The organism is Rhodococcus sp. G-MC3 (assembly GCF_030063335.1).
In the GTDB taxonomy this organism is placed as follows: domain Bacteria; phylum Actinomycetota; class Actinomycetes; order Mycobacteriales; family Mycobacteriaceae; genus Rhodococcoides.
Window position 1 is genome coordinate 46,566 of sequence record NZ_JASISW010000023.1, and the last position, 26,163, is coordinate 72,728.

25 protein-coding genes are annotated in these 26,163 nt (G+C 54.9%); 9 read left to right on the forward strand and 16 right to left on the reverse strand.

The window, feature by feature from the left end; all coding sequences use genetic code 11:
- The first annotated feature begins 39 nt into the window (after positions 1-39).
- Positions 40-1,281 carry a toll/interleukin-1 receptor domain-containing protein gene (locus QMK17_RS21535; protein WP_283511341.1) on the forward strand — a complete coding sequence of 414 codons (1,242 nt, stop codon included), beginning with the start codon at positions 40-42 and terminating at the stop codon, positions 1,279-1,281.
- A 105-nt stretch (positions 1,282-1,386) separates the two neighbouring features.
- Here QMK17_RS21535 and QMK17_RS21540 read toward each other — a convergent pair whose 3' ends face one another.
- The 10 genes from QMK17_RS21540 to QMK17_RS21585 all read right to left on the reverse strand — a co-directional run bounded on the left by QMK17_RS21540 (position 1,387) and on the right by QMK17_RS21585 (position 9,266).
- Complete coding sequence (locus QMK17_RS21540) at positions 1,387-1,794, reverse strand: hypothetical protein (RefSeq protein ID WP_283511342.1); 408 nt, start codon at positions 1,792-1,794, stop codon at positions 1,387-1,389.
- Between the two features lies 1 nt (position 1,795).
- A complete protein-coding gene (locus tag QMK17_RS21545) occupies positions 1,796-2,176 on the reverse strand; it encodes a hypothetical protein (RefSeq protein ID WP_283511343.1) in 381 nt (126 codons plus the stop codon).
- A complete protein-coding gene (locus QMK17_RS21550; RefSeq protein WP_283511344.1) occupies positions 2,177-2,512 on the reverse strand; it encodes a hypothetical protein in 336 nt (111 codons plus the stop codon). It lies immediately after the preceding gene.
- 176 nt (positions 2,513-2,688) lie between these two features.
- Positions 2,689-3,567: a phage major capsid protein gene (locus QMK17_RS21555; protein ID WP_088942371.1), complete on the reverse strand. Its 879-nt coding sequence runs from the start codon at positions 3,565-3,567 to the stop codon at positions 2,689-2,691.
- A gap of 137 nt (positions 3,568-3,704) precedes the next feature.
- Complete coding sequence (locus QMK17_RS21560) at positions 3,705-4,124, reverse strand: hypothetical protein (protein ID WP_283511345.1); 420 nt, start codon at positions 4,122-4,124, stop codon at positions 3,705-3,707.
- Positions 4,117-5,487: a phage portal protein gene (locus QMK17_RS21565; protein ID WP_283511346.1), complete on the reverse strand. Its 1,371-nt coding sequence runs from the start codon at positions 5,485-5,487 to the stop codon at positions 4,117-4,119. The genes QMK17_RS21560 and QMK17_RS21565 overlap by 8 nt, the downstream gene beginning before the upstream one ends.
- A gap of 78 nt (positions 5,488-5,565) precedes the next feature.
- Positions 5,566-7,563 (reverse strand): phage terminase large subunit family protein, encoded by a 1,998-nt coding sequence (locus QMK17_RS21570; RefSeq protein ID WP_283511347.1) that lies wholly within the window; start codon positions 7,561-7,563, stop codon positions 5,566-5,568.
- 86 nt (positions 7,564-7,649) lie between these two features.
- Positions 7,650-8,090, reverse strand: coding sequence for a hypothetical protein (locus QMK17_RS21575; protein WP_283511348.1), 441 nt, complete (start codon positions 8,088-8,090; stop codon positions 7,650-7,652).
- Positions 8,091-8,389: 299 nt separating this feature from the next.
- The gene (locus QMK17_RS21580; RefSeq protein ID WP_283511349.1) at positions 8,390-8,827 is read right to left on the reverse strand and encodes an HNH endonuclease; all 438 of its coding nucleotides are present in this window, start codon (positions 8,825-8,827) and stop codon (positions 8,390-8,392) included.
- Positions 8,820-9,266 (reverse strand): HNH endonuclease, encoded by a 447-nt coding sequence (locus QMK17_RS21585; protein ID WP_283511350.1) that lies wholly within the window; start codon positions 9,264-9,266, stop codon positions 8,820-8,822. The genes QMK17_RS21580 and QMK17_RS21585 overlap by 8 nt, the downstream gene beginning before the upstream one ends.
- A gap of 2,262 nt (positions 9,267-11,528) precedes the next feature.
- Between QMK17_RS21585 and QMK17_RS21590 the strand changes: the two genes are divergently transcribed.
- On the forward strand, positions 11,529-12,062 hold the full coding sequence (locus tag QMK17_RS21590; RefSeq protein ID WP_283511351.1) for a hypothetical protein: 534 nt from the start codon (positions 11,529-11,531) through the stop codon (positions 12,060-12,062).
- Between the two features lie 236 nt (positions 12,063-12,298).
- Here the strand turns inward: QMK17_RS21590 and QMK17_RS21595 are convergent, their stop codons facing one another.
- Complete coding sequence (locus QMK17_RS21595; protein WP_283511352.1) at positions 12,299-13,636, reverse strand: recombinase family protein; 1,338 nt, start codon at positions 13,634-13,636, stop codon at positions 12,299-12,301.
- Between the two features lie 71 nt (positions 13,637-13,707).
- Here QMK17_RS21595 and QMK17_RS21600 point away from each other — a divergent pair, with 71 nt between their 5' ends.
- The 3 genes from QMK17_RS21600 to QMK17_RS21610 are packed head-to-tail and all read left to right on the forward strand — an operon-like array spanning position 13,708 to position 15,611.
- Complete coding sequence (locus QMK17_RS21600) at positions 13,708-14,031, forward strand: hypothetical protein (protein WP_283511353.1); 324 nt, start codon at positions 13,708-13,710, stop codon at positions 14,029-14,031.
- The gene (locus QMK17_RS21605; RefSeq protein WP_283511354.1) at positions 14,028-14,336 is read left to right on the forward strand and encodes a YbaB/EbfC family nucleoid-associated protein; all 309 of its coding nucleotides are present in this window, start codon (positions 14,028-14,030) and stop codon (positions 14,334-14,336) included. Before QMK17_RS21600 ends, QMK17_RS21605 begins: the two co-directional genes overlap by 4 nt.
- A gap of 15 nt (positions 14,337-14,351) precedes the next feature.
- Complete coding sequence (locus QMK17_RS21610; protein WP_283511355.1) at positions 14,352-15,611, forward strand: primosomal protein; 1,260 nt, start codon at positions 14,352-14,354, stop codon at positions 15,609-15,611.
- Positions 15,612-15,630: 19 nt separating this feature from the next.
- Here QMK17_RS21610 and QMK17_RS21615 read toward each other — a convergent pair whose 3' ends face one another.
- Complete coding sequence (locus QMK17_RS21615) at positions 15,631-16,755, reverse strand: adenosine deaminase (protein ID WP_283511356.1); 1,125 nt, start codon at positions 16,753-16,755, stop codon at positions 15,631-15,633.
- Positions 16,756-17,016: 261 nt separating this feature from the next.
- Between QMK17_RS21615 and QMK17_RS21620 the strand changes: the two genes are divergently transcribed.
- On the forward strand, positions 17,017-18,537 hold the full coding sequence (locus tag QMK17_RS21620) for an APC family permease (RefSeq protein WP_283511357.1): 1,521 nt from the start codon (positions 17,017-17,019) through the stop codon (positions 18,535-18,537).
- Positions 18,538-18,555: 18 nt separating this feature from the next.
- The gene (locus QMK17_RS21625) at positions 18,556-19,407 is read left to right on the forward strand and encodes a universal stress protein (RefSeq protein WP_283511358.1); all 852 of its coding nucleotides are present in this window, start codon (positions 18,556-18,558) and stop codon (positions 19,405-19,407) included.
- A gap of 64 nt (positions 19,408-19,471) precedes the next feature.
- Here the strand turns inward: QMK17_RS21625 and QMK17_RS21630 are convergent, their stop codons facing one another.
- Together QMK17_RS21630 and QMK17_RS21635 are read right to left on the reverse strand one after the other, a co-directional pair.
- Positions 19,472-20,884, reverse strand: coding sequence for an NAD(P)/FAD-dependent oxidoreductase (locus QMK17_RS21630; protein ID WP_283511380.1), 1,413 nt, complete (start codon positions 20,882-20,884; stop codon positions 19,472-19,474).
- Complete coding sequence (locus QMK17_RS21635) at positions 20,884-22,371, reverse strand: gamma-aminobutyraldehyde dehydrogenase (protein WP_283511359.1); 1,488 nt, start codon at positions 22,369-22,371, stop codon at positions 20,884-20,886. The genes QMK17_RS21630 and QMK17_RS21635 overlap by 1 nt, the downstream gene beginning before the upstream one ends.
- Before the next feature lie 140 nt (positions 22,372-22,511).
- Here QMK17_RS21635 and QMK17_RS21640 point away from each other — a divergent pair, with 140 nt between their 5' ends.
- Both QMK17_RS21640 and QMK17_RS21645 read left to right on the forward strand, forming a co-directional pair.
- Complete coding sequence (locus tag QMK17_RS21640; protein ID WP_283511360.1) at positions 22,512-22,976, forward strand: Lrp/AsnC family transcriptional regulator; 465 nt, start codon at positions 22,512-22,514, stop codon at positions 22,974-22,976.
- A complete protein-coding gene (locus QMK17_RS21645) occupies positions 22,973-24,364 on the forward strand; it encodes an aspartate aminotransferase family protein (RefSeq protein ID WP_283511361.1) in 1,392 nt (463 codons plus the stop codon). Before QMK17_RS21640 ends, QMK17_RS21645 begins: the two co-directional genes overlap by 4 nt.
- A gap of 14 nt (positions 24,365-24,378) precedes the next feature.
- Here the strand turns inward: QMK17_RS21645 and QMK17_RS21650 are convergent, their stop codons facing one another.
- Positions 24,379-25,662 carry a thymidine phosphorylase gene (locus QMK17_RS21650; RefSeq protein ID WP_283511362.1) on the reverse strand — a complete coding sequence of 428 codons (1,284 nt, stop codon included), beginning with the start codon at positions 25,660-25,662 and terminating at the stop codon, positions 24,379-24,381.
- Between the two features lie 2 nt (positions 25,663-25,664).
- Complete coding sequence (locus QMK17_RS21655) at positions 25,665-26,090, reverse strand: cytidine deaminase (protein WP_283511363.1); 426 nt, start codon at positions 26,088-26,090, stop codon at positions 25,665-25,667.
- Positions 26,091-26,163 lie beyond the last annotated feature (73 nt).

Here is a 26,163-nt window from a genome sequence, read left to right on the forward strand (position 1 = left end):
CCGCTCCCAAATTAGGGGACCATCCGGTACGGTCCTTCCATGCCACTTGACGACGACAGCGTTGTTCATCCGACAGGTTTTTGGAGCTATGTTCACAAAGACAACGACTCGCAGCACGATCGAATACTGAATCTGGCAAAGCTTCTCAAACAGGAATATGAATTCCTAACGGGCAGTAGTCTTGATCTTTTTGTGGATCGAGAAGATTTAGCTTGGGGCAAGAAGTGGCGTGTCACGATTGACGACGCGCTCACAGCCACCTCCTTCCTCATCGCGATAGTGACACCGCGCTTCCTAGCCAGCGAAGAGTGCCGCAGAGAGCTACTTATTTTCGCGGCCAATGCTGAGGCGCGCGAAGTTCCCGAGTTACTGCTCCCAATCCTCTACGCCAAGGTGGACGATCTTGTCGAAGATTCAAAAGACGAAGTAAGACGAGTGATTGCGGGAAGTCAATACGTCGACTTCACCAAGCTTCGAGTAAAGGACCAGCAGGGTGAAGATTACCTTACTGCCGTAGCTGGTCTTGCCGAGCGATTAGTCGAGATATCAGCTGAAGTCGCTAACCGTCCAGAATACCTACCAGGAAAACTGGAGCGCGATTCTGACCCAAAAGCACCATCCTCCGATGACGATGACGATGACGATGACGACTCGTTGGGGATCTTAGATGCAATCGCGGCACAGGAAGAACTTTTTCCGGAGTGGCAAGCAACAATCGAGAAATACGGCGCACTAATGGGCCAAGTGACTGAAGTTACAAATAAATACGGCCCTCTAATGACTGCCGCTGGAAAAAAGAATGCGGCCGCACGCCTATTTGTTGCCAGACAATACGCAAACGAACTCACGCCCGTCGCAGATGAGTTCAAAGAAAATGGGAGCAAATACGCCGAACAAGCATTCACCATGAACGGATTGATGAGTGTAATTCTTACCAATATTAGCGAACGCAATGCGAACGACCGCAACGATCCACAGGTCCAGGGTTTCCTTGATGGCGCACGAAGCCTTGCCACTGCGGGTCGAGTATCAATCGAATCGGTACAAGGGTTTCAAGACACGGTAAAGGACGTCGCTAAGATGAGTAGAGACGTCCGTAAACCACTTAAGACACTATCCCAAGGCGCGCAAAGCTTCCTTGACGGTCAACAATTGTTCGACGATTGGGTTCGCCGAATAGATAAGATCGAACTCCAGAATGAACAGGCACAGGTCATAGACGAGCACGAAGCGCTGCCAGAGTCTCTGGATCATAAAAAAGAACGAAACGAGGATAAGTGATACAACAGCAAGGAACACTTAATTCCTTTCTGAAGTATTTGTTCGGCGTGTATGGCATCAGTCCAGCAAGAAACCCTAGGCGGCAGGCCTGGGGTTTCTTTGTATTTACTGAGCTAATTCTAGATATAACTCATAGCCAACAATACGACCATCTATATCCAGCTGCGTGTTCAAACCGCTCACATTGAACAGGTCTTGCTCGTAGCGTTGACCGTTCCATGACTGGTAATAATATTCACCCTGCTTGGAACGTAGATTACCGGCCCGCTGAGATAACGACCACTCCCCTACCGCCAGCTCAACACGAACGAACTTCTTATCTGAATATTCTGGACCGAACTGTTCCAGACTGTCTTCTGGATTGACGGCAGCTATTACACACTCAACTGTGTCGTATTCGAGATAATCCCAGTCTCTAACCGTTTCGCCGGTATCTGGATCGTACATCGTGCGCTGAGTGTAAATATCTATCAACGATGGATAGAGCTTATTCTTTACAAGAAACTTAGGCATACTACCAAGTCCACCATAACGGCAAGTTATGCTCTTCGAACGTCCACGGCATAGATTTGACCGAACGACTACGTAGCCAACTCAGATTTCTAATTGCATGTTCCGTGAGCTGACTCAGAGCGTAGACACGATCACCGAACGTCACCGTCAGCTTGTCCTGCTTTGTCTGCTCTACGTTGGCCTGCGCAAATACATCTGAGTTGTCCATATATGCCGCCTGCCATGACACAGCATAGACAGACCAGGCCAAATCTGACGGTCGGCTGATTAGCTGCTCGGGACGGCCTGACGCTACCTCGAAAATAGCCTGGGCCTGACGGATCAAGGCATCATCTACCGTATAGCCGGTAACACGCTGTACATCTTCTACTGTTGCTAACAATTAGATCAATCCCTTTCTTACTTCTAACGTGGCAATGTCGGTAAGGTCGTAATGCACCAGCTCACCAACCTCTACGCGGCTCAACTTCAACTGAATCTTGTAGTCACCGGCGACCGTGAACGGACTAATATTGCCGAACTCATAGCTGACATAGCCCTTGTATGACATAGAGATATAGCCGTAGCCACCACCAGCTCTTACTATGCCGTCAGGACCAGCAAAGAACACGGCTACGTCTGAATCGTATGCACGTAGATCACGCGGCTGACGACGTTCGTCTACGATCTTGATCAACAATTCTTCTACTGGTATCTGATTTATGTAATAAGTTGTCATACGGCATCAGTTTTCAACACGACGTGAATATGTTTTCTCGGCATAGCCAGCTCAACATGCTTGCGTTCGTAAGGCACATCTACACGCTTGCGCGGCATGACCAGTTCTATTTCTATTTTTGTCATAGAAGAAAACAGCCGGTGACAACGCCTCTACGCTGCCACCGACTGAATTGCTTACGCTCCCGCTGTAACTTCCAAGACGCCAAAGGCTTCTTTACGGCCTACTGCGAACGCCTTACGAGTACGCATCTTGATATGTGGCTCGTCAGTAGCAAAGCCAGCGTCATAGCTGATCAGCGACTGAATCGGAATACGATCACCAACAATCAGATGCTTACGGTTGCCAACGATCAGCAACGGATTACCTGTTGGGTTCCATGTGTTCGTAGCACTGGTCTTCGCACCGTCCGAGAAACGAATCTCGTAGCCGAACAGTGTTGCTGGCTGTGATGCCGAAACCTGCTCTAGGAACAGTGGCCGACCGTTGCCGTCAACGAGACCGCGTAGCTGTCCCTTGAACGACGTATGCGCGATGATGATCGTGTCAGGATCGGCAAAGTAGCGACCGTTCTCGGCCTTGGCCAGCACATCGGACAGCTGCGCGTAGGTCAGCACACCGGCTGTCTTGATCACTGCGTTGCCTACGGCCTTGTAGACCGACTCGAACGGTACTGAGTCGCCATTGGCTACGCCGGTCGTGCCTAGACACGCCTGATCGAACTTGCGTGCGTAGTTGGTGGCCCAACCCTTTTGATACTCGGTGATCACGTCTACGCGTGCATCTTCCAAGTCTTCTTCTGCGATGATCACGCGGCCACCGAACTTCACTGAGTCCAGCAGCACGTTGTCTAGTACTGGCTGATCCTCTGGATACAGACCACCTTTTTGTACGACCTGAACGTCTACGTCACCTAGTCGAGGTGTCTTCTGCGTGTCGCTGGTCATGTTGACTCTACGACCTGTTGCTTCTACTGCTGAACTTTGCTCAACAGTCTGGATTACCTCAGAGCCATACTCTTCAGGCACCCATGCGTTTGCGTTTACTCTTGCCATTTTGTTTGATGTTAATCTCCTATGTTATTTCATTTATAGATTGAGTAATCTTGGACAATCGTCCCTAACCACGAACTCGGCATCTGGCTTTATTCGTTCAAGCATCTAGCTTTTGTTCTATTATAGCTGAATTAGTTCTAGTTTGTTTGCTGTAATAGCTTCTGAGCACTGCTCAACGGCTTTGCTGATGGTTGTTTGTCCGACGCGTCAACCTTTGGTGCTCGGCGCTTGGCGTCTGCTGACTCTGGATAGTCAAGTTTGAGCTGATCAATGCGTTCAGCCAGACCGACAGCGTTGCCCTGATCATCGAACTCAATATCTTCTGAGCTGATCATCTTGGCATATTTTGAGTTTGTAATACCCTGTGCTGCTAGTTGACTGCTGATCTGCGTCTGTACAAGCGACTGCTTCAATGCACTGCTGCTCTGCTGCTGTGCCTCGAACTGCTCGGTCAATTCCTTGTTCTTGATGCGATAGCCGGCGGCCTCGTCATTTGCAGCCTTGAGCTTCTGGCGTAGTTCCTGCATCTCGGCTGTTTCTGCTTCTTGTTCACTCATTTTCTATTGCTCCTTCTAATTCTGTATTTTGTACTTGTTTTACTGCTGCTGAATCATTATTCGAGATTTGTCTGACCATGCCTTCTAGCAGACCCTCGGCTTTCCACTTCGCGATCAGCTCGGTATCGTAGCCATGCTCTAATAGAATCTGCTCTACCGGCAAACCTGCCTCAAGCTTCTTTTTGTTGATAGACCACTGTTCGCTCGTATCAATACTCTCGATACCGCGCCATTCAAGCTGAACGTCTTCATCAATATCATTTAGCTTCAATACAAAGATGAACAGCTTGCGCAATGTCGTACCGATAGACAACTGACGCATACGAACCTTCTTGACCAGCGGCGCTTCACTGGCTCTCAGTGCCTCACCTGACACGTTCGTCTGCGTGTTCTCGAAGTAATGCAGTGGTGTCTCGGTCACCGACGCTAGAGCGCGCACGTACTCACGGTAGTTGGCAATCAGCGGCAACGGATCGGCAGCTTTGAACTGTCCCACGCTCGACACGCCTCTGAGAATCCACTCCTCACCAGCACCTACGCCTAGCTCGTCTGCTGCGCCCTCGTCGTCAATAGAGATGCCGCTCTGTTCGCCCTGCAACACGTAGCGCGTAGGAAAGCCATACGACTCGACAGCGGCCATGCCGGTGATCAACAGCTTGGTAATGGCGTCTTGTGGCCCGTAGGCACTCAGATGCTCTGGCTTGCCGTACTGGTCACCTGTTGACAGATGAAAGATCGGAATCTGATCGAACTCGTTGGGCAACATGCCGTGTTCGTCTGTGTCGTCGTCGATGAACGGCTCGAAGTCGCTGGGCTTGATCGTGAACGGCAGACGCTCTGAGCTGCTGATGTACTTCTCGATACGGTCGGCGTAGTACAGATTGACCCGCTGACGCTGCTTGCCGTCTTCAAGCTCTATCGGCCACAGCTTGGCGGCATAGCTCGGCTTACGTGGATTCTCTACGTCGTACAGCACGATGGTGCTCAACGGACTGTTGTAGTAAATTTCAATCTTGTCATCGTTGGGCCATACGAACACGTAGCTGTCACCGTAGATCAGTGTCTTGCTGATAATCTTGGTCAGTTCCAGCTCTAGATCATTATGCTGCCAGGTCTGATCTACGAGCTGCTTAGCTGATGCGGATAGTGTTGTTACGCCGGTGATTTCAAGTCTGTTGGCTACGGCGGTCACTGGCGTCTTGGCGAAGTTGACACGAAACGTATCACCGGACTTGCGTAACGCTCGCTTGACGGCGCTAGACGCGTGAATCTCGTCTGTGTTGCCCTCGTAATATGATTCCGCTAGAAGATAATCGTCTCGTTTAGACAATAGTTCGGATACTGCTTTGGTTAGGTCTGACATTTAGTGCTAATCAATCTCCATTCTGTAGTAGTTGTTAGTTATATAATACGTTATTTAGCCCGTTTGTGCTGCTTGTGTCTATGTATAGCTACGTTTCTTGATAGACATAGCGCCCGATGACGACAGCAGACAATGAATGCCCGTACCTACCGCGTCGATCAGGTCATCGTTCTTGAGCTTCGGAAACGAGTACATCTGAGCCTCAAGAGCCGCAAAGTGACGGGTATGCCGTATCTGCTGCTTGCGGTAGTAGTCCAACGCTCTAGACGCGCGTACCGGCTTGGGTTCCTGCTGGCGTATGCCTAGAAACTTGGCTTTCAAGCCGTCGAACACGTTGTCACGCCACACGTCGCCACCCTGATTGGTTTCCACCACGACTACTGACACGGCAAATTGCGTGATCAGCTCGTTTACATGCTCTAGCAGCTCGGTAGAGACGATTCTAAGCTGTTCAGCGTGCCGCACATAGACCAGACCGTCGTAGCCCAGGCTGAGCACAGCTAGACCGGTGTAGTCGCTCGACTTGGCAGACGTCACGGCAGGATCAACGCTGATGATCGTGAACTTGTAGCCGTCAGCCGGTTCAGCGATAGAAATATCGTCTGCATTCCAATATGCGCCACTCAAGTCAACCGGCTTGTTCATCATGTTCAGCTTGAACTCGTTGGTATGACGTTGCTTGTTCAGTTCTTGGATAGATTTTGACTCAGGCCACCATGATTGTTCGTTGCCATCGTCATCAATAACAATTGCTGGATAGTAATGTACGTCGATGTTTTGTTGTTCAACCCATTGCAGCTCAGCGTCTAGTTCTAGCGTCTCAGACACATGCATTTCGTGTTCTAACAGATGTTCCGCTCTGTTGGGTTCGTCTATAAGACCCAATTTAGCTAATTCAGTGTGCTCGACCTTTTCAAAATTATTCGTATTTGTAAGAGTAGTAGACATAGGGTTTCTGGAGTTTTGAAAATTAAGATCGTTTTCAGACGCTCTATCAGAAGTCAGTTCAGTCGTCAATGTGTGATCTGATCGTTGTGTTGCTAACTCTTGCAAAGATAACAATTCGGCTACACTATCGCACTCGTTTGCGTTATCAGCCGAACTTGACAATGATTGATCTATGTCTTTCATATCGTCTCGTTGGGCTATACCTGTTTGCAACGCCTTATCCGATTGTGGCGATCTTATAGCCCGTTCGGTCACTGAGTGGCTAGGCGATGTTTCATTAGCTTCTAATGGCTCTGATAGGCCACTACGTTGATCATCATTAGTTAGTATATCCTTACGCAGGCTTACACAATATATATTATCGGTAGTTGCATTGACATTCATTGTTGTATAAGTCTTGTGTTTGACAATAGTCGCAATGTCTGTGTTGTGCTCATTGTGTACCGCCGAACTAGCCAACGCCTGAGCATGCTCAGCTCGTAGCTCCCCTACCGTTCTGATCTGGTCGATCAATGTTCCTTGTGTCGTAGTCGTACCAACCAGCGCAACATTAGCTCTAGACGCTAGGAACATGACTGACGACAAGATCGTATGTTTACGCTTGGCAATGTCGTTCTCAGAGTAGCTAGACGCATCACCTTCTACATCATCTAACAACAAATAGTCTGGTCTTTGATTACCGATCTTCAAGCCTAGCGTCTTAGCGTCGATGCCTCTGGCTACAAAACTAAATCCATTTGCTTGCTGTATTTGGCTACGACTCTGTGACACGAATCGGCTAGCCGTACCGCGCATCATTGGCTTGCATAGTTCTGGATAGTCCAGCTTCAATAGCTTGTTGCTCTGTAGCTCAGCACTGAACGTGGCTAGATGCTGCTCGGCCTGAGTTGCTGAGTCACTGAATGCCGCAATGAACTTACTGTGACCGTGAGCTGCTAGCCATAAAGGAATTAATTTAAACAGCCATGTGGACTTGCCCGATTCACGCGGCGCAATCCAAGCATCACGCATTGCCTTGTCCGTAACTAACGTCTGAGCGTAGTCGGCTAGATCAAGATGAAACTGTGCCAAGCTCGGCTGTTCGTCATCAAACTTAATTGAACTTTGAAGATAAACCAGTACGAACATCAGGCAATCGTCTTTTGTCCACTGTCTGCGCATTGCTGGTATGTGTCTCAAGTGTTCTGGAAACTTATCGACATATTGATCTATGTTCATACATCTGTACCGGCCTGATCACGCTTGAAATCTAAGTAGATTTTCTCAGCGTCCTCATCTGTCGTGTTCGCCTTGGCTGGTGCGTTCACCGTGGCCTTGCCTTGGATCAGGCGTATACCGTCCACGGACAATTTGATGACCTTGGCTAGACGCTCAAGATCGGCGGCTGTTGTGTCTGGGTCTAGCTGCTTGGCACGAGCATCAGCGATCAAGTCCTGAAATGCGATGATCTGCTCGGAATCGTTGTAGAACGCATTGTATTGTGCTGCTTTGGATTTCAGCTCGTCTAGCTCGACCTCGATGCCGAACTCGGTACACCACGCTCGACCACTGGCCCAACTCGACGGGTAGCCAAGTTCTCTCATGGCGGGACGGATACCAATGTCGCCCGCTAGCTCGGCGTAGGCGCGTCGTTCATCTTCATTGTATTTTGGCATTCATTTTCATCTGCTTTCTATTAGATTTCGTTTTCATTTTGATCTATTTGTTTAGCATTGTTATCTAGTTTTTGATCTGGTTGTGTAAATCTGTAGAATCCTTGACTTAATTTTAGGCGAGCGAACAGGTATACCATTATTGATATACCTGCCGCCCTTCTCGCTACTCTGGCAAGATTGAATAGCGTGCTGGATCGTGTCCAGCCAACTCCACACGCTTAGCAACCCATTTGCTTGCTTGAAGCTGTGTCTGACCATCAATTGGCACGGTTCCACTCTCGTTATCTAATATGTAATACCTATTCATTTTTATCCTCTTTCTCTGTACCGCCAAATACGGCGGCAAGCTCTGATTTGCATATCTTGCATAAGACCCTATGGTTGAAACTGTAGCTATTGGTTCTGTTCAGCTCATGCCCCACCGCGCAAAACTGCTTGGCGTCTTGTTTGATCTGATCAATATTTTGCTGATGCGTTCCTAGGCTTAAATGCTCATGCACATTGATACAGTCTCTTGAACAGCCTCTACTATGCATTACTTCCATATTATCCGGAATCTCACCCCGCAGTTTTAGCCACTGAAAACGATGGGCATAGTAGTTCTTGCCACGATGCTTGATTACGCCGTAACCATTGCGGTCGGTAGCGGTCAAAGACAACCGATGACAGCCGTTAGCATCAACCGTGTAAGGCAAGTCTTTATCGTACATATCTGAACTAGTTACTGAGTCACTCATTTGAATCACTTCTAATACTAGCAATAATATTTTCTGCTCGCTTGCGCCGATACCATGCCGCCTTGTATTCGGTGCGACATTTCTTGCATACTCGGCCAGCCTGCGTTTGGATTATGTTGTCATCGGTCAATGCGTGACCAAACTTGCATACCGATCTACGACGGAAACCTGCTGGATTTACTTTAGGCGTTGATAGATGTAAATGAGATTTCTCGATACAGCCGCGATGTTCGCACGAATGCAATACGCGCTTCTTGTTTGGTATCGAACCGTTGAACTCGGCGAACACAAGACGATGAGCAAACTCACGCTTGCCGTTCACAGTCAGGTAGCCGTAGCCGTCTGCATTGGTCGGGCCTAGGTAGATCAAGCAATCGCCTGCTGGCTCGTATTCAAGCGTTAGCTGAGCTTGTGGCAGCTCTAAAATGTCAAAGCTCACGCGGCTGACGCTCCTACTAGCTCTTGCGCCTTGATTTGCTCTGAGACGATGAACCACACGATTTCTATAAAATCGTTAGTGCTCATTCGCTGATCCCCTGACTGAGCAAATCACGAATGTATTGCTTGGTTTCTTCTATTTCGTTTGCAAGATTCTGCGTCTCTGACGGCTGGTCATGCTCATTCATCAGACGGCACTCAAAATCAAGTCATTATCATGCTCACAGTCGGTCTGATCGCACTCTAAACACAGAACTATAATACTATCTTCACACATTTTCTTATCCCGTAGAGCTTTAGATTTACCGTTCTAACGGTAGTAACTCTATATATATCATTATATCACTATTTACAACATTTTATCGTAAGTAGTCTATCGAACCGCGTTGATACATAATAGCCGATTTGAGCTATCGAAATAGCAGACTCATACAAGTTGTCGTGCCTGCCATTCCGACCCGCTCACGCTCGTAGCATGCTGTACTAAGGCCTAGTGTGAGTGTACTTTCCCAAAAGATGACGCATGCCTAGCTTCAAACGCTGATTACTTGCGCCTAATTCGATCATTTCATTTATCAACGATTCGATCTGTTCAAACTTTTCCGTCACTAGCTCGGCCTGTCTGTCCCGCTGGTATGCGGCTCTGGATTTTTCAGTCATTGTCTACCGCCGACTTTGGATGCAACTGTCGGTACTCGTCTAAACTTATCCAGTTTTGTTCAGTGATTGCAACCGGGCCGCGTGCCTTCTGCATTTCTGTAGTCGTGCGTATCCTCTTTGGTGCTTCTTTATCTTTCTTCATTTCTTCATTCCTAATATGTAATATTGCCGAAACGGATCGTTCCGATCCAAAATCGGCGGGTACTGATTCACTGGTTACTACTGTTCCGCTGAACTTCGCTACGCTCACTCAGCGGTCAAAACCTAAAATAGAGAAAAGACAGAACTACAATATTGGGTCCTACGGACTATCGTAGAAATTTCACTAGCCTATTTTTCTTCAATAGAGGAAAAGACCCTGTAGGTTTTAATCTAAAGAGAATATAGAGAATATAGATAATGGACTACAGCCCCGGCCGGGGCACAGAACCATCCAACAACCAACAACACAAAAACTCTTTAGTTCTATTTAATTCAATACTGAGAGGGTCTGTTCTTCTATAGAGTCAAGATGGAATATTTGTAATGAACTACCGGCGCGTAGCGCCAACAGCAACATCCATCTATTTCTATCGACACATCTTTTTAGTTTTAGGTCTTCTTCTTATGTTTGACTCTTCTTACGCTCTTTGAGTTTGAAGATCATATTTGGATCAATTCTTCTGTTTCGGTCTTTACTGGCTAATACACAAGACTCGTGTTTCTCTTCATTAGCTAATAGACTGTAGAAGCATTCTTCACAATATCTACCGTCATTCCACTGTGTCTTTCTATTGCTCCGTGTAACTCTAGTAGCTTTTCTATCAAGATTTTTTAGTAGACGATCTTCTTGATGTTTGGCTAAGTTGATTTTCTTTGTTATTGGCATTTCGTTTTCTCCTTTCAGGTTTTCGATATAGCTATCGCAGGGTGCATTTTAATGTTTTGTGATTCTCTTGGCTCTTTACTGCTCAACCCGCCATAGTTGCGATCCTATGGACTGTCCTCACAAGACATAGAAAAAGACCGGAATAGTTCCTTGGCAGGGGATAAACTATTCCGGTCTTCGTCATTTATTTCTTGTGAGGAAAACTTGTGGGCTAATCTCTCCCCTGCTGAAGAAGCGATCTTTTGTCTACTACCATTATGTCATACTGCTATGTATAAAAGCAAGCTGAAAGAGCATATTTTGCAAACTATTTTCTACGGCTTTTGCATTCACTCTCTACCTATAAGTGTAATACCAAATCGGGCGGTATGCAAATAGTCAATAATGTAAAGCTGAGTAGATTGTCATTGCTTGGTGTGATTCAGCTACTACTACTTAATTCTACAACAAAGACCAGCAACAGTTTTTATGGAGGTTGGTTGCTGGCCTTGTCGGTCACATGGCAGTGACTGATCTTGTGGACTAGATAATCTTTATCATTATCTAGATTTGAACCCGGCAGAGTTGCAAACCTTGTCCTCTAGCGGTCTATAACCACTAAGTCCATTATACGGCATTTGGTTAATTCATGTTTGACGTTTCAGCACGTCATTTGACGGTTGTGGCGCGGCGAATGTTTAGCGTAAGTTCTAACTCATCGGAAACAAACAGTTTCCGCAAACAGAAGGAAATACTATGCCCAGCAAGAAAGTTTTTGTTCAGCTTGTCGACGATGTTGATCACACTGTTATCGACGGGGAATGTAGTACATTCTATTACAAATTTGGTGGCGAAGTGTGTGTGCTTGACCTCAACGCTGAAAACAGCACATTGTTTCTAAAGTTCCTCATGGCTGCAAATCGTGTACAGGGCACAAAGAAGCAGCTTAAGAAGCTGCTCAAGCAATCTATGATAGCTAGCACTCAGGCGGCTGACCTTGATATGACACCTAACGGATTTGAGAGCGTACTGGACGAACTGATTTGGGATGTTGTGGAGGCCAAGATTCGGCTAGAGGATGGCGGTCAGCAGGATCACGGAATCTATGTAGCAAACGAACATTACGGGGCAAATATTCCTATGCCTGACTACGACGATAATGACTTTGACGAAGACGCTTGGAGAGATGACTTCAATCAGCAATGGTCAAAGCATGTAGACGGCCCGGCGCAGAAGATGGATGATGTACACAGTATTGAATATTACTCTCGTCTACTAAGCCTGTTGTGAATCCTGTGAAATTATCGGGTCGGTACAGATAGACCCTAGGCACATTCTATTTAACTAGAGAAAGGATTACAGCCCAGCAATGGGCCTCGTTGTGGCTAGGCATAGCGTCTAGCACCGTCCAACAGAATCGACAAACGAATGTAGCTTGACCGAACAGGAACATGCTGATCTACAGCAAGAAATACTATCTAAAATTGTGTACACAGATGAACTGATCAACCGTGTGAACAGTATTCTCAACCAAAGATGAGCTGACTCAGATCGAACTTGCGGCCACCACCAAGTTTGCGTAGGCCAATGGCAGGAAAGAACGACTGAATCGTGGCCCGTTGCTGATCGGTCGTACCGGCCTCAAACTCGGCAACCGTGCTGCTGCTCGGCTGAGCGGCACTCAGACTCTGTTTCGTCAGAAGCTCTTTCTGCTTGTTGAGCGCCTGGTTTTGATCGAGAAAAGTAGCCATATCTATGCGGCCAGCCTTGCGTGCTGCGCCCAACAGCTCAATATCGGCGATCAGCGCATCAAGCTCGGTCGTGTCCAACGGCTCCGTGTTGCGCGGCACATTCGCCAACGCCTTGGCGGTCAAGGCCAACACATCTTTTTCTATAGGTTCGGCGCGACGGCTGAGCTTGCCGCAACCCTCGTTCGGTGGACAGCGATAGGTGCGATAGGTCGTGTCCTTGTAACGGGTACTGGCACTGATCAGCCGGGACAGACACAGCTCACAGTACAATATGCCCGTCAGCAAATGCTTGGTGTTTCCATGCGGCCCGCGATGAATATTGTTGGCTAGCTTGGCTATTGCGCGCTCATAAGTAGCTTGGTCGATGATGGTCGGCCATGATCCTTTAGCCACGATTTCGCCGCGAAACTCTCGCAGACCAGCGTAGGCGGCATGCCTGAGCAGCATGCTCACCGATTTAGGTTCCCAACGACGGCCACCAGTAGAGCTGATGCCCTGCTCATTGAGCTGCTTGGCAAGCTGACGAATGCTCACACCGGCTAGATAGTCCGCGTAGAGCCGTTTCACGACGGGCGCTTCTGTCTGATGCAACTCTGTACGATGCTTGTCCGCATAGCCGAACATGCGATAGCGGCCACCGAGCACAACACCGGCATAGGCCTTCTGCTTCTTCTGCGCCTTGACGCGCTCAGCAATCGCCGCGCGCTCGTACTGCGCCAGCTCAGCCCTGATACCCGCCATTAGCGCGCCGTCAGGCGTATCGAGCTTGACCTCACCCTCTTGATCGGTGATCAGCTTGGCGTCGTGCTTACGCAACAGCTCGTAGAAAATCTGCAACGCCAGCCGGTCACGGCTGAGTCGGTCGGTCTTCCAGCACAGAATCTCCGTGACGCGACCATCCAGAATGTCCGTCATCAGGCGCTCGTAGTTTGGTCGTACAACGCCAGCCTTGCCAGACAGATTGTTGTCCACGTACACATCGACCACCGTCAGGCCTAGGCGTTCGGCCAGCTCACGGCATGTCTGCTCTTGGCGTTCGACACCCAGCGTGTCGATTGAATCTTCATCGTTCCTTGTCGCCTTGCTGATGCGGCAGTAGATTCCGACTGACATAGGGGCGGCTCGTTTCGAGGGGATTAATGGTGCGTGATACCAGTCTACAAGGGCTTCTACAGGCCCACCGAATGAGCGGGATCACAGCGTCGGCGTCGACGCGCGACCACTCGATTCACGTGCGTGCATCGGAAGGCGGGCTTCCGGTGTCGGTACACATCGACCAGGACGAATTACGCTTCGGTGGAGCGGCATTGGCCGCCACACTCGTCGACCTGATCGCGCAAGCCACGAGAAGGGCTCGCGCGCAGCGTCGAACGCTTCTCGAACGGGAAGGAATGGAAGCTTCCATCCTCGACCGGCTCGGACTCCCCACTGCGTCGTCGGTCGCGGCGTCCGAGAACGACCGGATGGGCGACGAGACCGCCCCGACGAGTTGGCTGAGGTCGGTATGACTGCCCCAGATCCGCTGGACGTTCTCGTTGCCGGAGCCGACCGCGCACTCGACGTCATGTCCGCAGCATCCGAGGAGTTGACTGCCTTGCGTGTCAGTAGGCGATCCGAGGACGGTCTGGTGAGAGTGACGGCCGATGGCGCAGGCACTGTGGTCGGCATCGAACTACCCGAGGATCTGGCGCACGTGTCGGCGACTCGCCTGTCCACCACCATCGTCACCACGGCATCCGACGCCGCCAGCGATGCCCTGGATCACCGTGCACTGATCCTGGAGCAGATGCAAACTTCACTCTCAGACACCTGAGATAGGCTTCCAGCCATGGCTGGCGACATCATCCCGATCGAACTCGGTCTCACCCGCGGCGACTTCGTCACTTTGTGGGCACCGGAATGGCACGAGGGCGACGACGAGTGGGAGGCATTCCTCGGACACGAGGAGGATCTCTACGCGTTCGAGGCAGTGGCTCACCTCGCCGCATTCATCAGAAATGACAACGACAACGACCTTGTCGATCATCCGTCGTGGAAGGTGGTTGCCGCGCTCGCGGCAAACGAACTCGAGCCCGACGATCTTCATCGTTTCGATCTGGTCGGTGTCCCCGAACTGGTCGCCGACGACCCCGACGCGGACACACTTGCCGAGCTCGCCGCAACGTTCGAGATGGTGCAAACCATCGGTGACGTCTGCGAGATCAGCTCTGTCACAGCGTTCTTCGCCGGAAATCCGCATCTCGGTTCGGTTGGAATCGGCGTCGACGCCTACGTAGGCAAAGACGGACAAAATCTCTGGGACCGCATCGGAGCATCGGTCTCCAAGAGTTGGGACGACGTGATCGATGCAATCGACTCGGTGGTCACGACGCCGGACGTCGACGCATCAGCTGTCGATATCGCCGAAGCCGAGCTGCTCGCGGCCGCCGAGAACGTCGTCGATGTCGACGACGTATCGGACGAAGACGAAGACGTCGAAGACAACAGTGAAGATGAAGACGAGGAGACTCCCGACCCGATCGCCGATGCAGCCGCGGACGAAAATTTCTGGGTAACAGTCGGAATCGATCCGGTCAGAATCATCACTTCCGAGGACACGTACTACACCCTCCGGTGCTACATCGACGACGAGCCGATCTTCCTGGGACGCACCGGAAGTATCACCGTCTTCGGCTCCGAACGGTCGCTGGCACGCTACCTTGCCGACGATCACGACCACGACCTCGCGAAGGTCAGCACCTACGCCGAGGTGCAAACCGCGGCGATCGACGGTTCACTGAAGATCGAGATCACCGACGATAACGTCTACGTGCTGCCAGGACTGGCCGACGATCTGGCCGTCGGCCCGACGGCCGTCGACGCGGATCAACTCGATCTGGCCGTCGAACTGTTCACCGATGCAGCCGATTTCGCCGACGACGATACGGTCGAGACTGCTCTTGCTGCCTCGACACCGCTCGGGTGGTATGTCTCGTACACGCTCGAGCCAGATCCCAACAGACTCGCACCGAGCGCCCCGTTCGAGGTAGAGGCCGAGGCGTGGCGGGCACTCGAGCGTGACTTCGAGGCCCGCCTTCGCAAGAACTGACGTGTAGCGAGTCGATCTTTCAGCCCAGGAGAACCGCGTATCCCGGTTTGACGACTTCGTCGATCAGTTCGAGCCGTTCGTCGAACGGGATGAACGCGGACTTCATGGCGTTGATGGTGAAACGTTCGAGGTCGCTCCAGCCGTAGCCGAAGGCCTCGACCAGCTTGTGCATCTCCCGGCTCATCGAGGTGTCGCTCATCAACCTGTTGTCGGTGTTGACGGTGACGCGAAATCGAAGGCGCGCGAGCAGGTCGAACGGATGCTTCTCGATGCTGTCGACGGCGCCGGTCTGCACGTTGGAGCTGGGACACAGCTCCAACGGCATTCGTGTATCGCGAACGTAGGCTGCCAGTAGACCTAGGTCTGCAGTGCCGTCGGACGAGACCTCGATGTCGTCGATGATCCGCACACCGTGACCGAGTCGGTCGGTCCCGCAGAAGGCAACGGCTTCCTGGATCGACGGGAGACCGAAGGCTTCGCCTGCGTGAATGGTGAAGTGTGCGTTCGCTGCTCGCATGTACTCGAAAGCATCAAGATGCCGACTGGGAGGGAAACCTGCCTCGGCTCCAGCGATGTCGAATCCGACGACACCGCGGTCACGGAACCGGACTGCGAGCTCTGCGATCTCCCGTGAACGTGCTGCGTGACGCATCGCGGTCAACAGGCATCCGACGCGAATTCGCTTGCCGTTCACCTTTGCTGCTGATTCGCCGGCCCGAAAGCCTTCGAGGACGTACTCGACGACCTGATCGAGCGTCAGTCCGCGTTCGAGATGCTGCTCGGGCGCGAATCGCACCTCCGCGTAGACGACGCCGTCCTCGGCGAGGTCCTCGGCGCATTCTCGCGCCACGCGGGACAAACCCTCCGGTGTCTGCATGACTGCGACCGTGTGGGCGAACGTCTCGAGATAGCGGACGAGTGAACCACTGTCGGCCGCGTCGCGAAACCATTCACCGAGCGCCGCGGCATCGGCGGCGGGCAAGTCTTCGTAACCGCAGTTTTCTGCCAGTTCCAGCACGGTGGCGGGCCGAAGTCCGCCGTCGAGATGGTCGTGCAGCAGCGCTTTGGGGGCAGTCTTGATGGAAGGTAGATCGAGCGGCGTCGCGCCGCGCGAAGGGTTCGACGAAATTTCGGCGGTACTCATGAATCGACGTTAGCGCGATCCGCGGCCGTTCGCGCTTCACTCCGTAATCATCTGCCGTGGATATGTCTGCAGCACGCAGACTGAACCGCCACTGCATCCGACGGACGTCGACACCAAGCCAGAACAGCACTCAGAAAGCGCAAAAAGCACCTATTTCGTCGCATTGTTACCCCTTTGAAAACAAATCCGTCGAAACTGAGCGAAGGGACAACTGAAATCGTATGGTTTGGGCAATCGATCCGACCCGAGCTTGGAGTGCAAATGTCCGTTGCGGATACGCCTACGTCATCGCCTCGTCCGGACGTTCCGGCGGGTAAAGGCTTGAACACCGGCGCGCTCGGTCTCGTCGGAAACATCGTCATCGGCTTGTCCGCCGTGGCTCCCGCCTACAGCCTCGCTGCCACGCTGGGCTACGTCGTATTGGCGGTGGGTGACAAAGCACCGGCGATGTTCCTCGTCGCGTTCGTGCCGATGCTGCTCACCGCAATCGCTTACCGCGAGCTCGGGCAGGACACCCCCGACTGCGGCACGTCGTTCACGTGGGGCACCAAAGCGTTCGGCCCGTGGGTCGGGTGGATGGCTGGCTGGGGATTGGCAGTCTCGGCCATCATCGTCCTCGCGAATGTCGCCGAGATCGCGGCTATTTATCTCTTCGAGTTCCTCGGACTCGAAGGTGCCGCTGAATCGACCGCAGCGAAGGTCGCGCTCGGATCGTTCTTCATCATCGCGATGACCTACGTGAGCTTCCGCGGCATCCTGATCAGCGAACGCATGCAGAACGTGCTCATCATCATTCAATTCGCGGTACTCATCGGAGTATCCGTAACCGCATTGGTGAAAGTGGCTGCCGGTACTGCAGGTCCGCAGGCGATCACGCCGCAACTCAGCTGGATCATTCCGACCGGTATCACGATGTCCGACGCCGCCCAGGCGATCATTCTCTGCATCTTCATCTACTGGGGGTGGGACGCCTGCCTCGCCGTCGGTGAAGAAACGAAGGATTCAACGAAAACGCCGGGACGAGCGGCCGTCATCACCACGCTGATACTCGTCGCCACTTATGTTCTCGTCGGGTACGCGGTGCAATCCTTCGCCGGATTCGGCGATACTGGTATCGGTCTGAGCAATCCCGACAATGTGGACGACGTGCTCACCATCCTCGGCGACCCCGTCGCCGGATCGATAGTCGCATCGCTTCTGCTTCTCACCGTGTCTATTTCGGCGCTGTCTTCAACACAGACCACCATTCTGCCGACCGCGCGCGGGACCCTCTCGATGGCCGTCTACGAGGCAATTCCCAAACGCTTCGCCAGTATCCATCCCAAGTACATGACGCCCGGCTTCGGCACTCTCGTCATGGGTGCAGCTGCACTGGTGTTCTATCTGGTTCTGACGTTCGTCAGTTCCAACGCGTTGCAGGATTCCGTCGCCTCGCTCGGTCTGGCCGTAGCCTTCTACTACGGCATCACCGCCTATGCGTGCACCTGGTACTTTCGACGCACTCTGTTCACATCAGCTCGAAACCTGTTCATGCGCGGCATTTTTCCGCTGCTCGGCGGCCTGTCCATGACATGGGCCTTCGTACAGAGCGCCGTCGATATGATCAAGCCGGACTATGGTTATTCGGTCTACGGTCCGTTCGGCGGCGTGTTCGTGCTCGGCGTTGGGATGCTGGTACTGGGCATCCCCCTGATGCTGCTGTGTTTCGTCGGTAACCGAGACTTCTTCCAGGGCAAAACATTGACAGCATCCACCGAGGTCAAGGTTCCCGATACCTACTAGAACGACAGGACTTCAGAGATGAAACTGACCGTCGGCTATCTTGCCACTCCGAGCGGTGACGACGGCGTGGCGCTTGCGGCTGTGCTGGCGTCGGCCCTCGACGCGTCGATCGACATCGTCATGGTGGTCCGCTTGGACGAGCCGCTCATGGAAGGCAGCGGGCCGTACCGAAAAGTACTCGACGCCAAAGCCGAACAGTGGCTGAGCGCGGCCCGTGCTCTCGTTCCCGACGGTCTCGACGTAACAACTCGGGTGGCCTATCACGAGTCGTTCGCCCAGGGGCTCATCGAGGTTGCCGCGGCCGAGGACTCGGACATGATCGTCGTCGGCGGCGCAAGCGATGGACTACTCAATCGTCACGCCGTCGGGACGGTGGCCGGCCAACTACTGCATGCGTCACCGATGCCGTTGGCTCTTGCACCTCGCGGCTATCGGATGCGGAAGGACCTGTCGATCACCGGATTGACCGTAGCGGTCCCGACCCGAGCAGGTGCCGCCGATCCGTCGTCGTTCGCGATCACCATCGCTAGTGCCGCGCACCTGCCGCTGCGTCTCGTGTCCCTTGTATCGCTGGAGAACACCGAAGCAGACGGTCGCGCGCTCGACACGCGCAAACGTTACGTCGCCGCCGCCGGCGCCAACCTCGACGATGCGATGCGCAAACTTCCTGGCATCGACGGCCTCGAATCGGTCGTCGCCGACGGATCGAGTCTGGACGAGGCAGTCTCCTCCCTTCAGTGGCGTGACGGGGACGTACTGATCCTGGGCTCGAGTCGTCTTGCCGCCCCCCAGCGGGTGTTCCTGGGGTCAAGCGCCGCCAAGATACTCAGGGCCACGCCTGCACCTGTGATCGTCGTGCCGCACGACTAGGCGCCTTCGGCGCCCGTGAGCGAAAAAGCACGTTCCGACGTAGTTTTTCGCTCACGGGGGAGCCTCAGGAATCGAAGCCGAGACCCATCTTGTCCATCGTCTTCAGCCAGAGTCCACGCTGCCCGCCGTTGCGATCTGCTCGCGCGAACTCCTTACGCGTGATGTTGATGCCGAGAGACTTGATCGGCTCCGGCGGGAACGGTAACGGCTTGCTGCGCACCATGTTCAGCCGTGTGCGCTCGGTGTCGAGACCATCGAGCAGATCGAGAGCCGTCCGTGCGCCGAAGTGCGAGGCCCCGACGCCGAGGCCGGTGAACCCGAGGACACTGGCGACGCGGCCACCCATCCCGACATCCCAGAACGCACTGAACCGCGAGCACGTATCGATCGCACCACCCCAGGTATGGGTTGCACGGATTCCTTCGAGCGAGGGAAACATCTGCAGCAGATGTTCGGCGAGCAGACCGAACTCTTCTGGATTCTGTCTCCGCCGCGGATCGAGATCGCCCCCGTAGAAATAATGGGCGTCCCAGCCTCCGAACAGGATTCGATTGTCGGCAGTCAGACGGAAGTAGTGGAACCGATTGCCGCTGTCTGCCAGACCTTCACGCCCGCTCCAACCGAGCTCGTTCAGTTGCGATTCGGTCAACGGCTCGGTCATGATGACGTAGTCCCACACCGGGACGATCCAGTGCCGCAGCTTTCGGCGTAGCGGTTTCGACGCCGCGGTCGCCAGCAGCACCTTCCCTGCCTGGATGGTCCCGTATCCGGTAGCGACCATCACTCCATCTCCGGACTTGTGCACAGACTCCACGTGGCTTCTCTCGTGGATCCTCACACCGAGAGACTCGGCGGCGTCGGCAAGCCCCCAGGCGAGTTTCGCCGGGTCGATCAGCATCACATCCGGGTCGAACAGCGCACCGTTGACCACCGGCGATTTGACCTTGCCGGAGACAGTCTCGGCGTCCAAATACGGCATCGACCGACCGAGTCGCGTCGCCTCGGCAGCGACTTCCTTCAGGTCCTCGGTTTGCCAGTCGAAGTTCGCGATGTCCAGCTCACCGGTACGTTCGATGTCTGCGTCGATGCCGTACTTGCGGGCCGTCTCCTCGATGGCATCGAGCGTTTCCGTTCCCATCCGCAGCAACGTCGGCAATTCGTCGGCGTACCGGTCGATTCCGTTGCTCAGACCGTGCGTCAGGCTGGCCGAGCAGAATCCGCCGTTGCGTCCTGTCGCACCCTCGGCAATTCTGTCGCCCTCGAGCAGCGTGATGGTTCGATCCGGATTGTCCTCCGCGGCATGCACGGCCGCCCAGAGACCGGTGAACCCGCCGCCGATGATGACCAGGTCCGCCGAGGTGTCCCCGTGATGCCGAGAACGGGGTGCGGGACGCTCGTGCCGATCCAGCCAGAACGACTCAGGCGTCGCACCGGCCACCATCTCGTAACCACGCTTCGTTGCATCCTCCGCCCACATCACGAATCACTCCCTTTGGCGAATACTGTTCGATGCCATGACTTCTCGGCAACGCCGGTGATGTCGGCCATCACATGCTTGATGGTCAGGTACTCCTCGAACGAGTAGCTCGACATGTCCTTGCCGAATCCCGACGCGCCTACTCCCCCGTGCGGCATCTCGCTGATAATCGGTATGTGGTCGTTGATCCACACGCAGCCGGCCGCGATTTCGCGTGATGCCCGCCCCGCCCGATACACGTCACGCGTCCATGCCGATGCGGCCAGACCGAAGGCGGTGTCGTTGGCACGCCGCAACGCGTCGTCGTCGCCGTAGTGTTTCGACACCGTGAGCACCGGACCGAAGATTTCGTTGCGGTAGACCTCGTCGTCCTCCCCCACTTCCGCCAGCAGAGTCGGCGAATAGAACGCGCCGGGCAATTCGGGTGCGCGGCCCCCGCACACCACTCGGGCGGACGTGCGTGCGACCATCGCGGCCACCCGATCACGATGCGCGTGGGAAACCAGCGATCCCATGTCCGTCGCCGGATCGCTTGGATCCCCGACGACGACGCGCAACATCAACTCCGCAACGCCGTCGACGAAGGCGTCGTACAAAGATTCGGCGACGATTGCGCGCGTCGCCGCCGTGCAGTCCTGACCGGCGTTGATCAACGAACCCGCCACCGCACCATGGATCGCAGCCTCGAGATCGGCATCGTCGAACACCACGAACGGCGCCTTCCCGCCAAGTTCGAGTTGGACGCGGGTGCCGTTGACCGCAGCCTGGGCCATCACGATCCGCCCGACTGGGGTCGACCCGGTGAAGGTCATGACGTCGATGCCTGGATGACCGGCCAGGGCAGCACCGGCTTCCGGCCCCGTTCCGGTGATGACGTTGAACACTCCATCGGGCAGTCCCGCCTCGGTCGCGAGTCTCGCGAGCCGCAGAGTGGTGAGCGGGGTCAGCTCGCTGGGTTTCAGTACGACGCAACAGCCGGCGGCCAACGCCGGAATCGCTTTCCACACGGCCATTTGCAGCGGGTAGTTCCACGGTGTGATCGACCCGACCACACCGACTGCTTCCCGCCTGATCGATGACGTGTGTTCACCCGAGTATTCCGCCGAGGCCCTTCCCTCCAAATTCCTTGCAGCACCGGCGAAGAACTCGATGTTGTCGATACTGCCTGGCACGTCGAATTCGGTTGCGAGCCGAATCGACTTGCCGGTCTGTAGCATTTCCTCCTGAGCGAACTCGTCGGCATCGCGCTTCACCAACCGCGCCAGCTCAGCCAGAACGGCCGAGCGATGTGACGGCATTGCCCGCGACCAATCGAGAAACGAAGACCTAGCGGATTTGACGGCGGCGTCGACGTCCGACTCGGTCGCGAGACGGACCGTGCCGAGCCGGTCGGTTGTGGCGGGGTTGTCGAGTGCGAGTTCGGCTCCGCCGCCGAAGACAGCGCGGCCGTCGATCCAACATCCAGCAACATCAGGTGCATTCGCCATGACCGAACCCTACCGAGGTTGATACTGATTCTCTAGTTCTCAGCCAATTCGACAACTGATTCTGTTGCCAAATTGCAGAAGAATGACGAAATCCTCGAAAATTCCTTGCTCTTCCCTGCGAATCGAGTCACACTCGACGCATGCCCGAACAGTTGCCGAACGCACTCGACGACGTGTCCAAAGCGATCATCGAACAACTCCAGGAAGACGGACGACGCTCTTACTCGGCGATCGGTAAAGCCATCGGATTCTCCGAAGCTGCGGTGCGCCAACGTGTTCAAAAATTGACCGATACCGGCGTGATGCAGATCGTTGCCGTCACCGATCCCGTTCAGGTGGGCTTCAACCGTCAGGCGATGATCGGTATCAAGTGCACCGGCGACAGCCAGAAACTCGCCGACGAGCTCGCAATGCTGGGAGCCGTCGACTACGTCGTGCTCACGGCAGGGTCCTTCGACGTCTTGATCGAGGTCGTCTGCGAGAACGACGAGCACTTGCTCAACATACTGAACAAAGACATACGCACACTCGACGGCGTGACCAGTACCGAGACCCTCGTCTATTTAAAACTTGTCAAGCAACAATACAATTGGGGTACCCGATGAACAGCACCCAGCCACACACCACTCCGAAGACGACCGCCGAGCTCGACGCGTCCGCCGCCCGGCACCTGTGGGGACACTTCACCCGCCACGGAGGCGGCGTCACGCCGCCGATCATCACTCGTGGTGAGGGCTCGACCATCTGGGACTCGAACGGCAAGAGCTACATCGACGGACTGTCCGGCTTGTTCGTCGTCCAGGTCGGTCACGGACGCCAAGAACTTGCCGAGGCAGCAGCCAAGCAGGCGGAGCAACTCGCGTTCTTCCCGCTGTGGTCGTATGTAACTCCTCCTGCCATCGAGCTCGCGGAACGCCTGGCAGGTTACGCCCCAGGCGATTTGAACCGCGTCTTCTTCACCACCGGCGGCGGCGAGGCTGTCGAGAGCGCATGGAAGCTCGCCAAGCAGTACTTCAAGAAGGTCGGCAAACCCGGAAAGCACAAGGTGATTTCGCGGGCCATCGCGTACCACGGCACTCCGCAGGGGGCCCTCGCGATCACGGGTATCCCGGCGCTGAAGGAGCCCTTCGAACCGCTGACTCCTGGTGCGTTCCGAGTGCCGAACACCAACATCTACCGAGCGCCCGCTCCCCTCGATTCCGATCCGAAAGCCTTCGGAATCTGGGCCGCCGACAGAATCGCCGAGGCCATAGAATTCGAAGGCCCCGACACCGTCGCGGCTGTCTTCCTCGAACCGGTCCAGAACGCAGGCGGCTGTTTCCCGCCGCCGCCCGGATATTTCGAGAGAGTCCGCGAGATCTGCGACCGCTACGACGTCCTGCTGGTCTCGGACGAGGTGATCTGTGCATTTGGGCGGATCGGATCAATGTTCGCCTGCAACGACTTCGGCTACATCCCGGATATCATCACCTGCGCGAAAGGACTCACCTCCGGGTACTCACCGATCGGCGCGATGATTGCTTCGGATCGACTGTTCGAACCATTCAACGATGGCACGTCCAGCTTCGCCCACGGCTACACGTTCGGGGGACATCCGGTCTCGTCGGCAGTGGCGATGGCGAACCTCGACATCTTCGAACGTGAAGGCCTCAACGCGCACGTGGCGCAGAACGCTCCCGCATTCCGCGCCACACTCGAAAAGCTGAACGATCTACCCATCGTCGGTGACGTCCGCGGTGAGGGTTACTTCTACGGCATCGAACTCGTCAAGGACAAGGCCACCAAGGAAACATTCACCGACGCCGAGGCGGAACGAATCTTGCGCGGGTTTCTCTCCACTGCATTGTTCGATGCCGGGCTTTACTGCCGCGCCGACGACCGCGGCGACCCCGTCGTGCAGCTGGCGCCGCCGCTGATCTGCGGGCAGAAAGAATTCGACGAGATGGAGCAGATCCTGCGGGCCGTCCTGACCGAAGCGGGCAATCTGCTCTGAGTGCGCGCGCTTCGCTAACCGCCTATGCGCTCGAGAACGATCGGCGACGCCTCGAAATCGGCGTCGCCGATCGTCCATGCGCCCGATATCGCCTCGGTTGCATACTCGAATTTCTCCGGCGTATCGGTATAGAGCGTCGCGAGTCTCTGCCCGGCACTGACATGGTCGCCTGGCTTCGCATGCAGCCGTACACCTGCACCGGCCTGTACCGGCTCGCCCTGACGTTCGCGGCCCGCCCCCAACCTCCACGCCGCGACTCCCACTCCCATGGCGTCGAGCGAGGAGATTGTTCCTCCCCGTTCGGCGGTGATGATCTGGGTCTCCTTCGCCGCCGGCAGCGGCGCATTCGGGTCGCCGCCCTGTGCAGCGATCATCGACTTCCACCGGTCCATCGCGCTGCCGTCGGCAAGCCTGTCGGCGGGGTCAACGCTTTCGATCCCGGCGGCCGCGAGCATCGTGCGGGCCAGCGTGACCGTCAGCTCGACGATGTCGGCCGGTCCGCCGCCCGCCAGCACTTCGAGAGACTCCTCGACTTCGAGCGCGTTACCCGCGGTGAGGCCGAGCGGTGAGTCCATCGACGTCAACAGAGCCACCGTCCGGACGCCGGCGTCGGTCCCGAGATCGACCATGGCAGCAGCGAGCTCGCGCGCGTCGGCGATATTCTTCATGAACGCGCCCGCTCCGACCTTCACGTCCAGCACGAGCGCGCCGGTACCTTCGGCGATCTTCTTGCTCATGATCGAGCTCGCGATGAGTGGGATCGACTCGACGGTTCCCGTGACGTCGCGCAGGGCGTACAGGCGCTTGTCGGCGGGGGCAAGATCCGCCCCGGCCGCGCACACAACGGCACCGACGGCCGGGTCGGCCAGTATCGAGTACATCTCGTCCGCGCTCAGATCGGCCCGCCATCCTTTGATCGATTCGAGTTTGTCGAGAGTCCCGCCGGTATGGCCGAGCCCGCGACCCGAGAGCTGCGGCACCGCAGCACCACAGGCCGCGACGAGCGGCGCGAGCGGCAACGTGATCTTGTCGCCGACGCCACCGGTCGAATGCTTGTCGACGGTCGGCCGCGGCAACGACGAGAAATCCTTTCTCGTCCCCGAAGCGATCATCGCTGCCGTCCACCTACCGAGTTCGCTTCGGGTCATTCCTCGCCAGAGGATTGCCATCGCGAGCGACGACATCTGTTCGTCGGCGACGACACCCTTGGTGAACGCGTCGACGACCCAGTCGATCTGGTTCGGGGTGAGTTCGTGGCCGTCGCGCTTGGCGGCAATGATCGAGACTGCGTCAGACATGGCTACTGCTTGTGTCGATCATGGTTCACTATCCTGCCCGATTCGAGGTCGTCCGGCCCGAAGGCGGCCGGGAGCAGTTCCGCTAGCCGCACAGGCCCGGCGTCGGTGTCGACGAGTAGATCCACGCCGCCGAACTCGAAGAGAAGCTGACGACACCGCCCGCACGGCATCAGCCGGGCGCCCCTGCTGTCGCAACAGGTGAACGCAACGAGGCGTCCACCGCCAGTCGAGTGAAGGTTGGCCACCAGTCCGCACTCCGCACACAGGCCCAAACCATATGAGACATTCTCCACATTGCATCCGATGACAATTCGATCATCGTCGACCAATGCAGCAGCTCCGACCGGATAGCTCGAATATGGCGCATAGGCTTGCCTCATGACGCGATGAGCATTGTCTCGCAACGTTTTCCAGTCGACTTCGGTCATGTTTCCCATCAAATCACGGCGCGGACCGACATGCACGGCACTGAACTGAACCGATCACGAAGAATTGGAAAGG

Coding starts and splice junctions, on each gene's coding strand:
- QMK17_RS21640 (WP_283511360.1), top strand. CDS start 22,512: ATGCCCGAACAGTTGCCGAACGCACTCGACGACGTGTCCAAAGCGATC.
- QMK17_RS21650 (WP_283511362.1), bottom strand. CDS start 25,662: ATGTCTGACGCAGTCTCGATCATTGCCGCCAAGCGCGACGGCCACGAA.
- QMK17_RS21615 (WP_283511356.1), bottom strand. CDS start 16,755: ATGAGTACCGCCGAAATTTCGTCGAACCCTTCGCGCGGCGCGACGCCG.
- QMK17_RS21570 (WP_283511347.1), bottom strand. CDS start 7,563: ATGTTCGTACTGGTTTATCTTCAAAGTTCAATTAAGTTTGATGACGAA.
- QMK17_RS21580 (WP_283511349.1), bottom strand. CDS start 8,827: ATGAGTGACTCAGTAACTAGTTCAGATATGTACGATAAAGACTTGCCT.
- QMK17_RS21635 (WP_283511359.1), bottom strand. CDS start 22,371: ATGGCGAATGCACCTGATGTTGCTGGATGTTGGATCGACGGCCGCGCT.
- QMK17_RS21655 (WP_283511363.1), bottom strand. CDS start 26,090: ATGACCGAAGTCGACTGGAAAACGTTGCGAGACAATGCTCATCGCGTC.
- QMK17_RS21560 (WP_283511345.1), bottom strand. CDS start 4,124: ATGAGTGAACAAGAAGCAGAAACAGCCGAGATGCAGGAACTACGCCAG.
- QMK17_RS21550 (WP_283511344.1), bottom strand. CDS start 2,512: ATGACAACTTATTACATAAATCAGATACCAGTAGAAGAATTGTTGATC.
- QMK17_RS21590 (WP_283511351.1), top strand. CDS start 11,529: ATGCCCAGCAAGAAAGTTTTTGTTCAGCTTGTCGACGATGTTGATCAC.
- QMK17_RS21600 (WP_283511353.1), top strand. CDS start 13,708: ATGAGCGGGATCACAGCGTCGGCGTCGACGCGCGACCACTCGATTCAC.
- QMK17_RS21555 (WP_088942371.1), bottom strand. CDS start 3,567: ATGGCAAGAGTAAACGCAAACGCATGGGTGCCTGAAGAGTATGGCTCT.
- QMK17_RS21625 (WP_283511358.1), top strand. CDS start 18,556: ATGAAACTGACCGTCGGCTATCTTGCCACTCCGAGCGGTGACGACGGC.
- QMK17_RS21575 (WP_283511348.1), bottom strand. CDS start 8,090: ATGCCAAAATACAATGAAGATGAACGACGCGCCTACGCCGAGCTAGCG.
- QMK17_RS21620 (WP_283511357.1), top strand. CDS start 17,017: ATGTCCGTTGCGGATACGCCTACGTCATCGCCTCGTCCGGACGTTCCG.
- QMK17_RS21630 (WP_283511380.1), bottom strand. CDS start 20,884: ATGTGGGCGGAGGATGCAACGAAGCGTGGTTACGAGATGGTGGCCGGT.
- QMK17_RS21565 (WP_283511346.1), bottom strand. CDS start 5,487: ATGTCAGACCTAACCAAAGCAGTATCCGAACTATTGTCTAAACGAGAC.
- QMK17_RS21610 (WP_283511355.1), top strand. CDS start 14,352: ATGGCTGGCGACATCATCCCGATCGAACTCGGTCTCACCCGCGGCGAC.
- QMK17_RS21595 (WP_283511352.1), bottom strand. CDS start 13,636: ATGTCAGTCGGAATCTACTGCCGCATCAGCAAGGCGACAAGGAACGAT.
- QMK17_RS21645 (WP_283511361.1), top strand. CDS start 22,973: ATGAACAGCACCCAGCCACACACCACTCCGAAGACGACCGCCGAGCTC.
- QMK17_RS21605 (WP_283511354.1), top strand. CDS start 14,028: ATGACTGCCCCAGATCCGCTGGACGTTCTCGTTGCCGGAGCCGACCGC.
- QMK17_RS21535 (WP_283511341.1), top strand. CDS start 40: ATGCCACTTGACGACGACAGCGTTGTTCATCCGACAGGTTTTTGGAGC.
- QMK17_RS21540 (WP_283511342.1), bottom strand. CDS start 1,794: ATGCCTAAGTTTCTTGTAAAGAATAAGCTCTATCCATCGTTGATAGAT.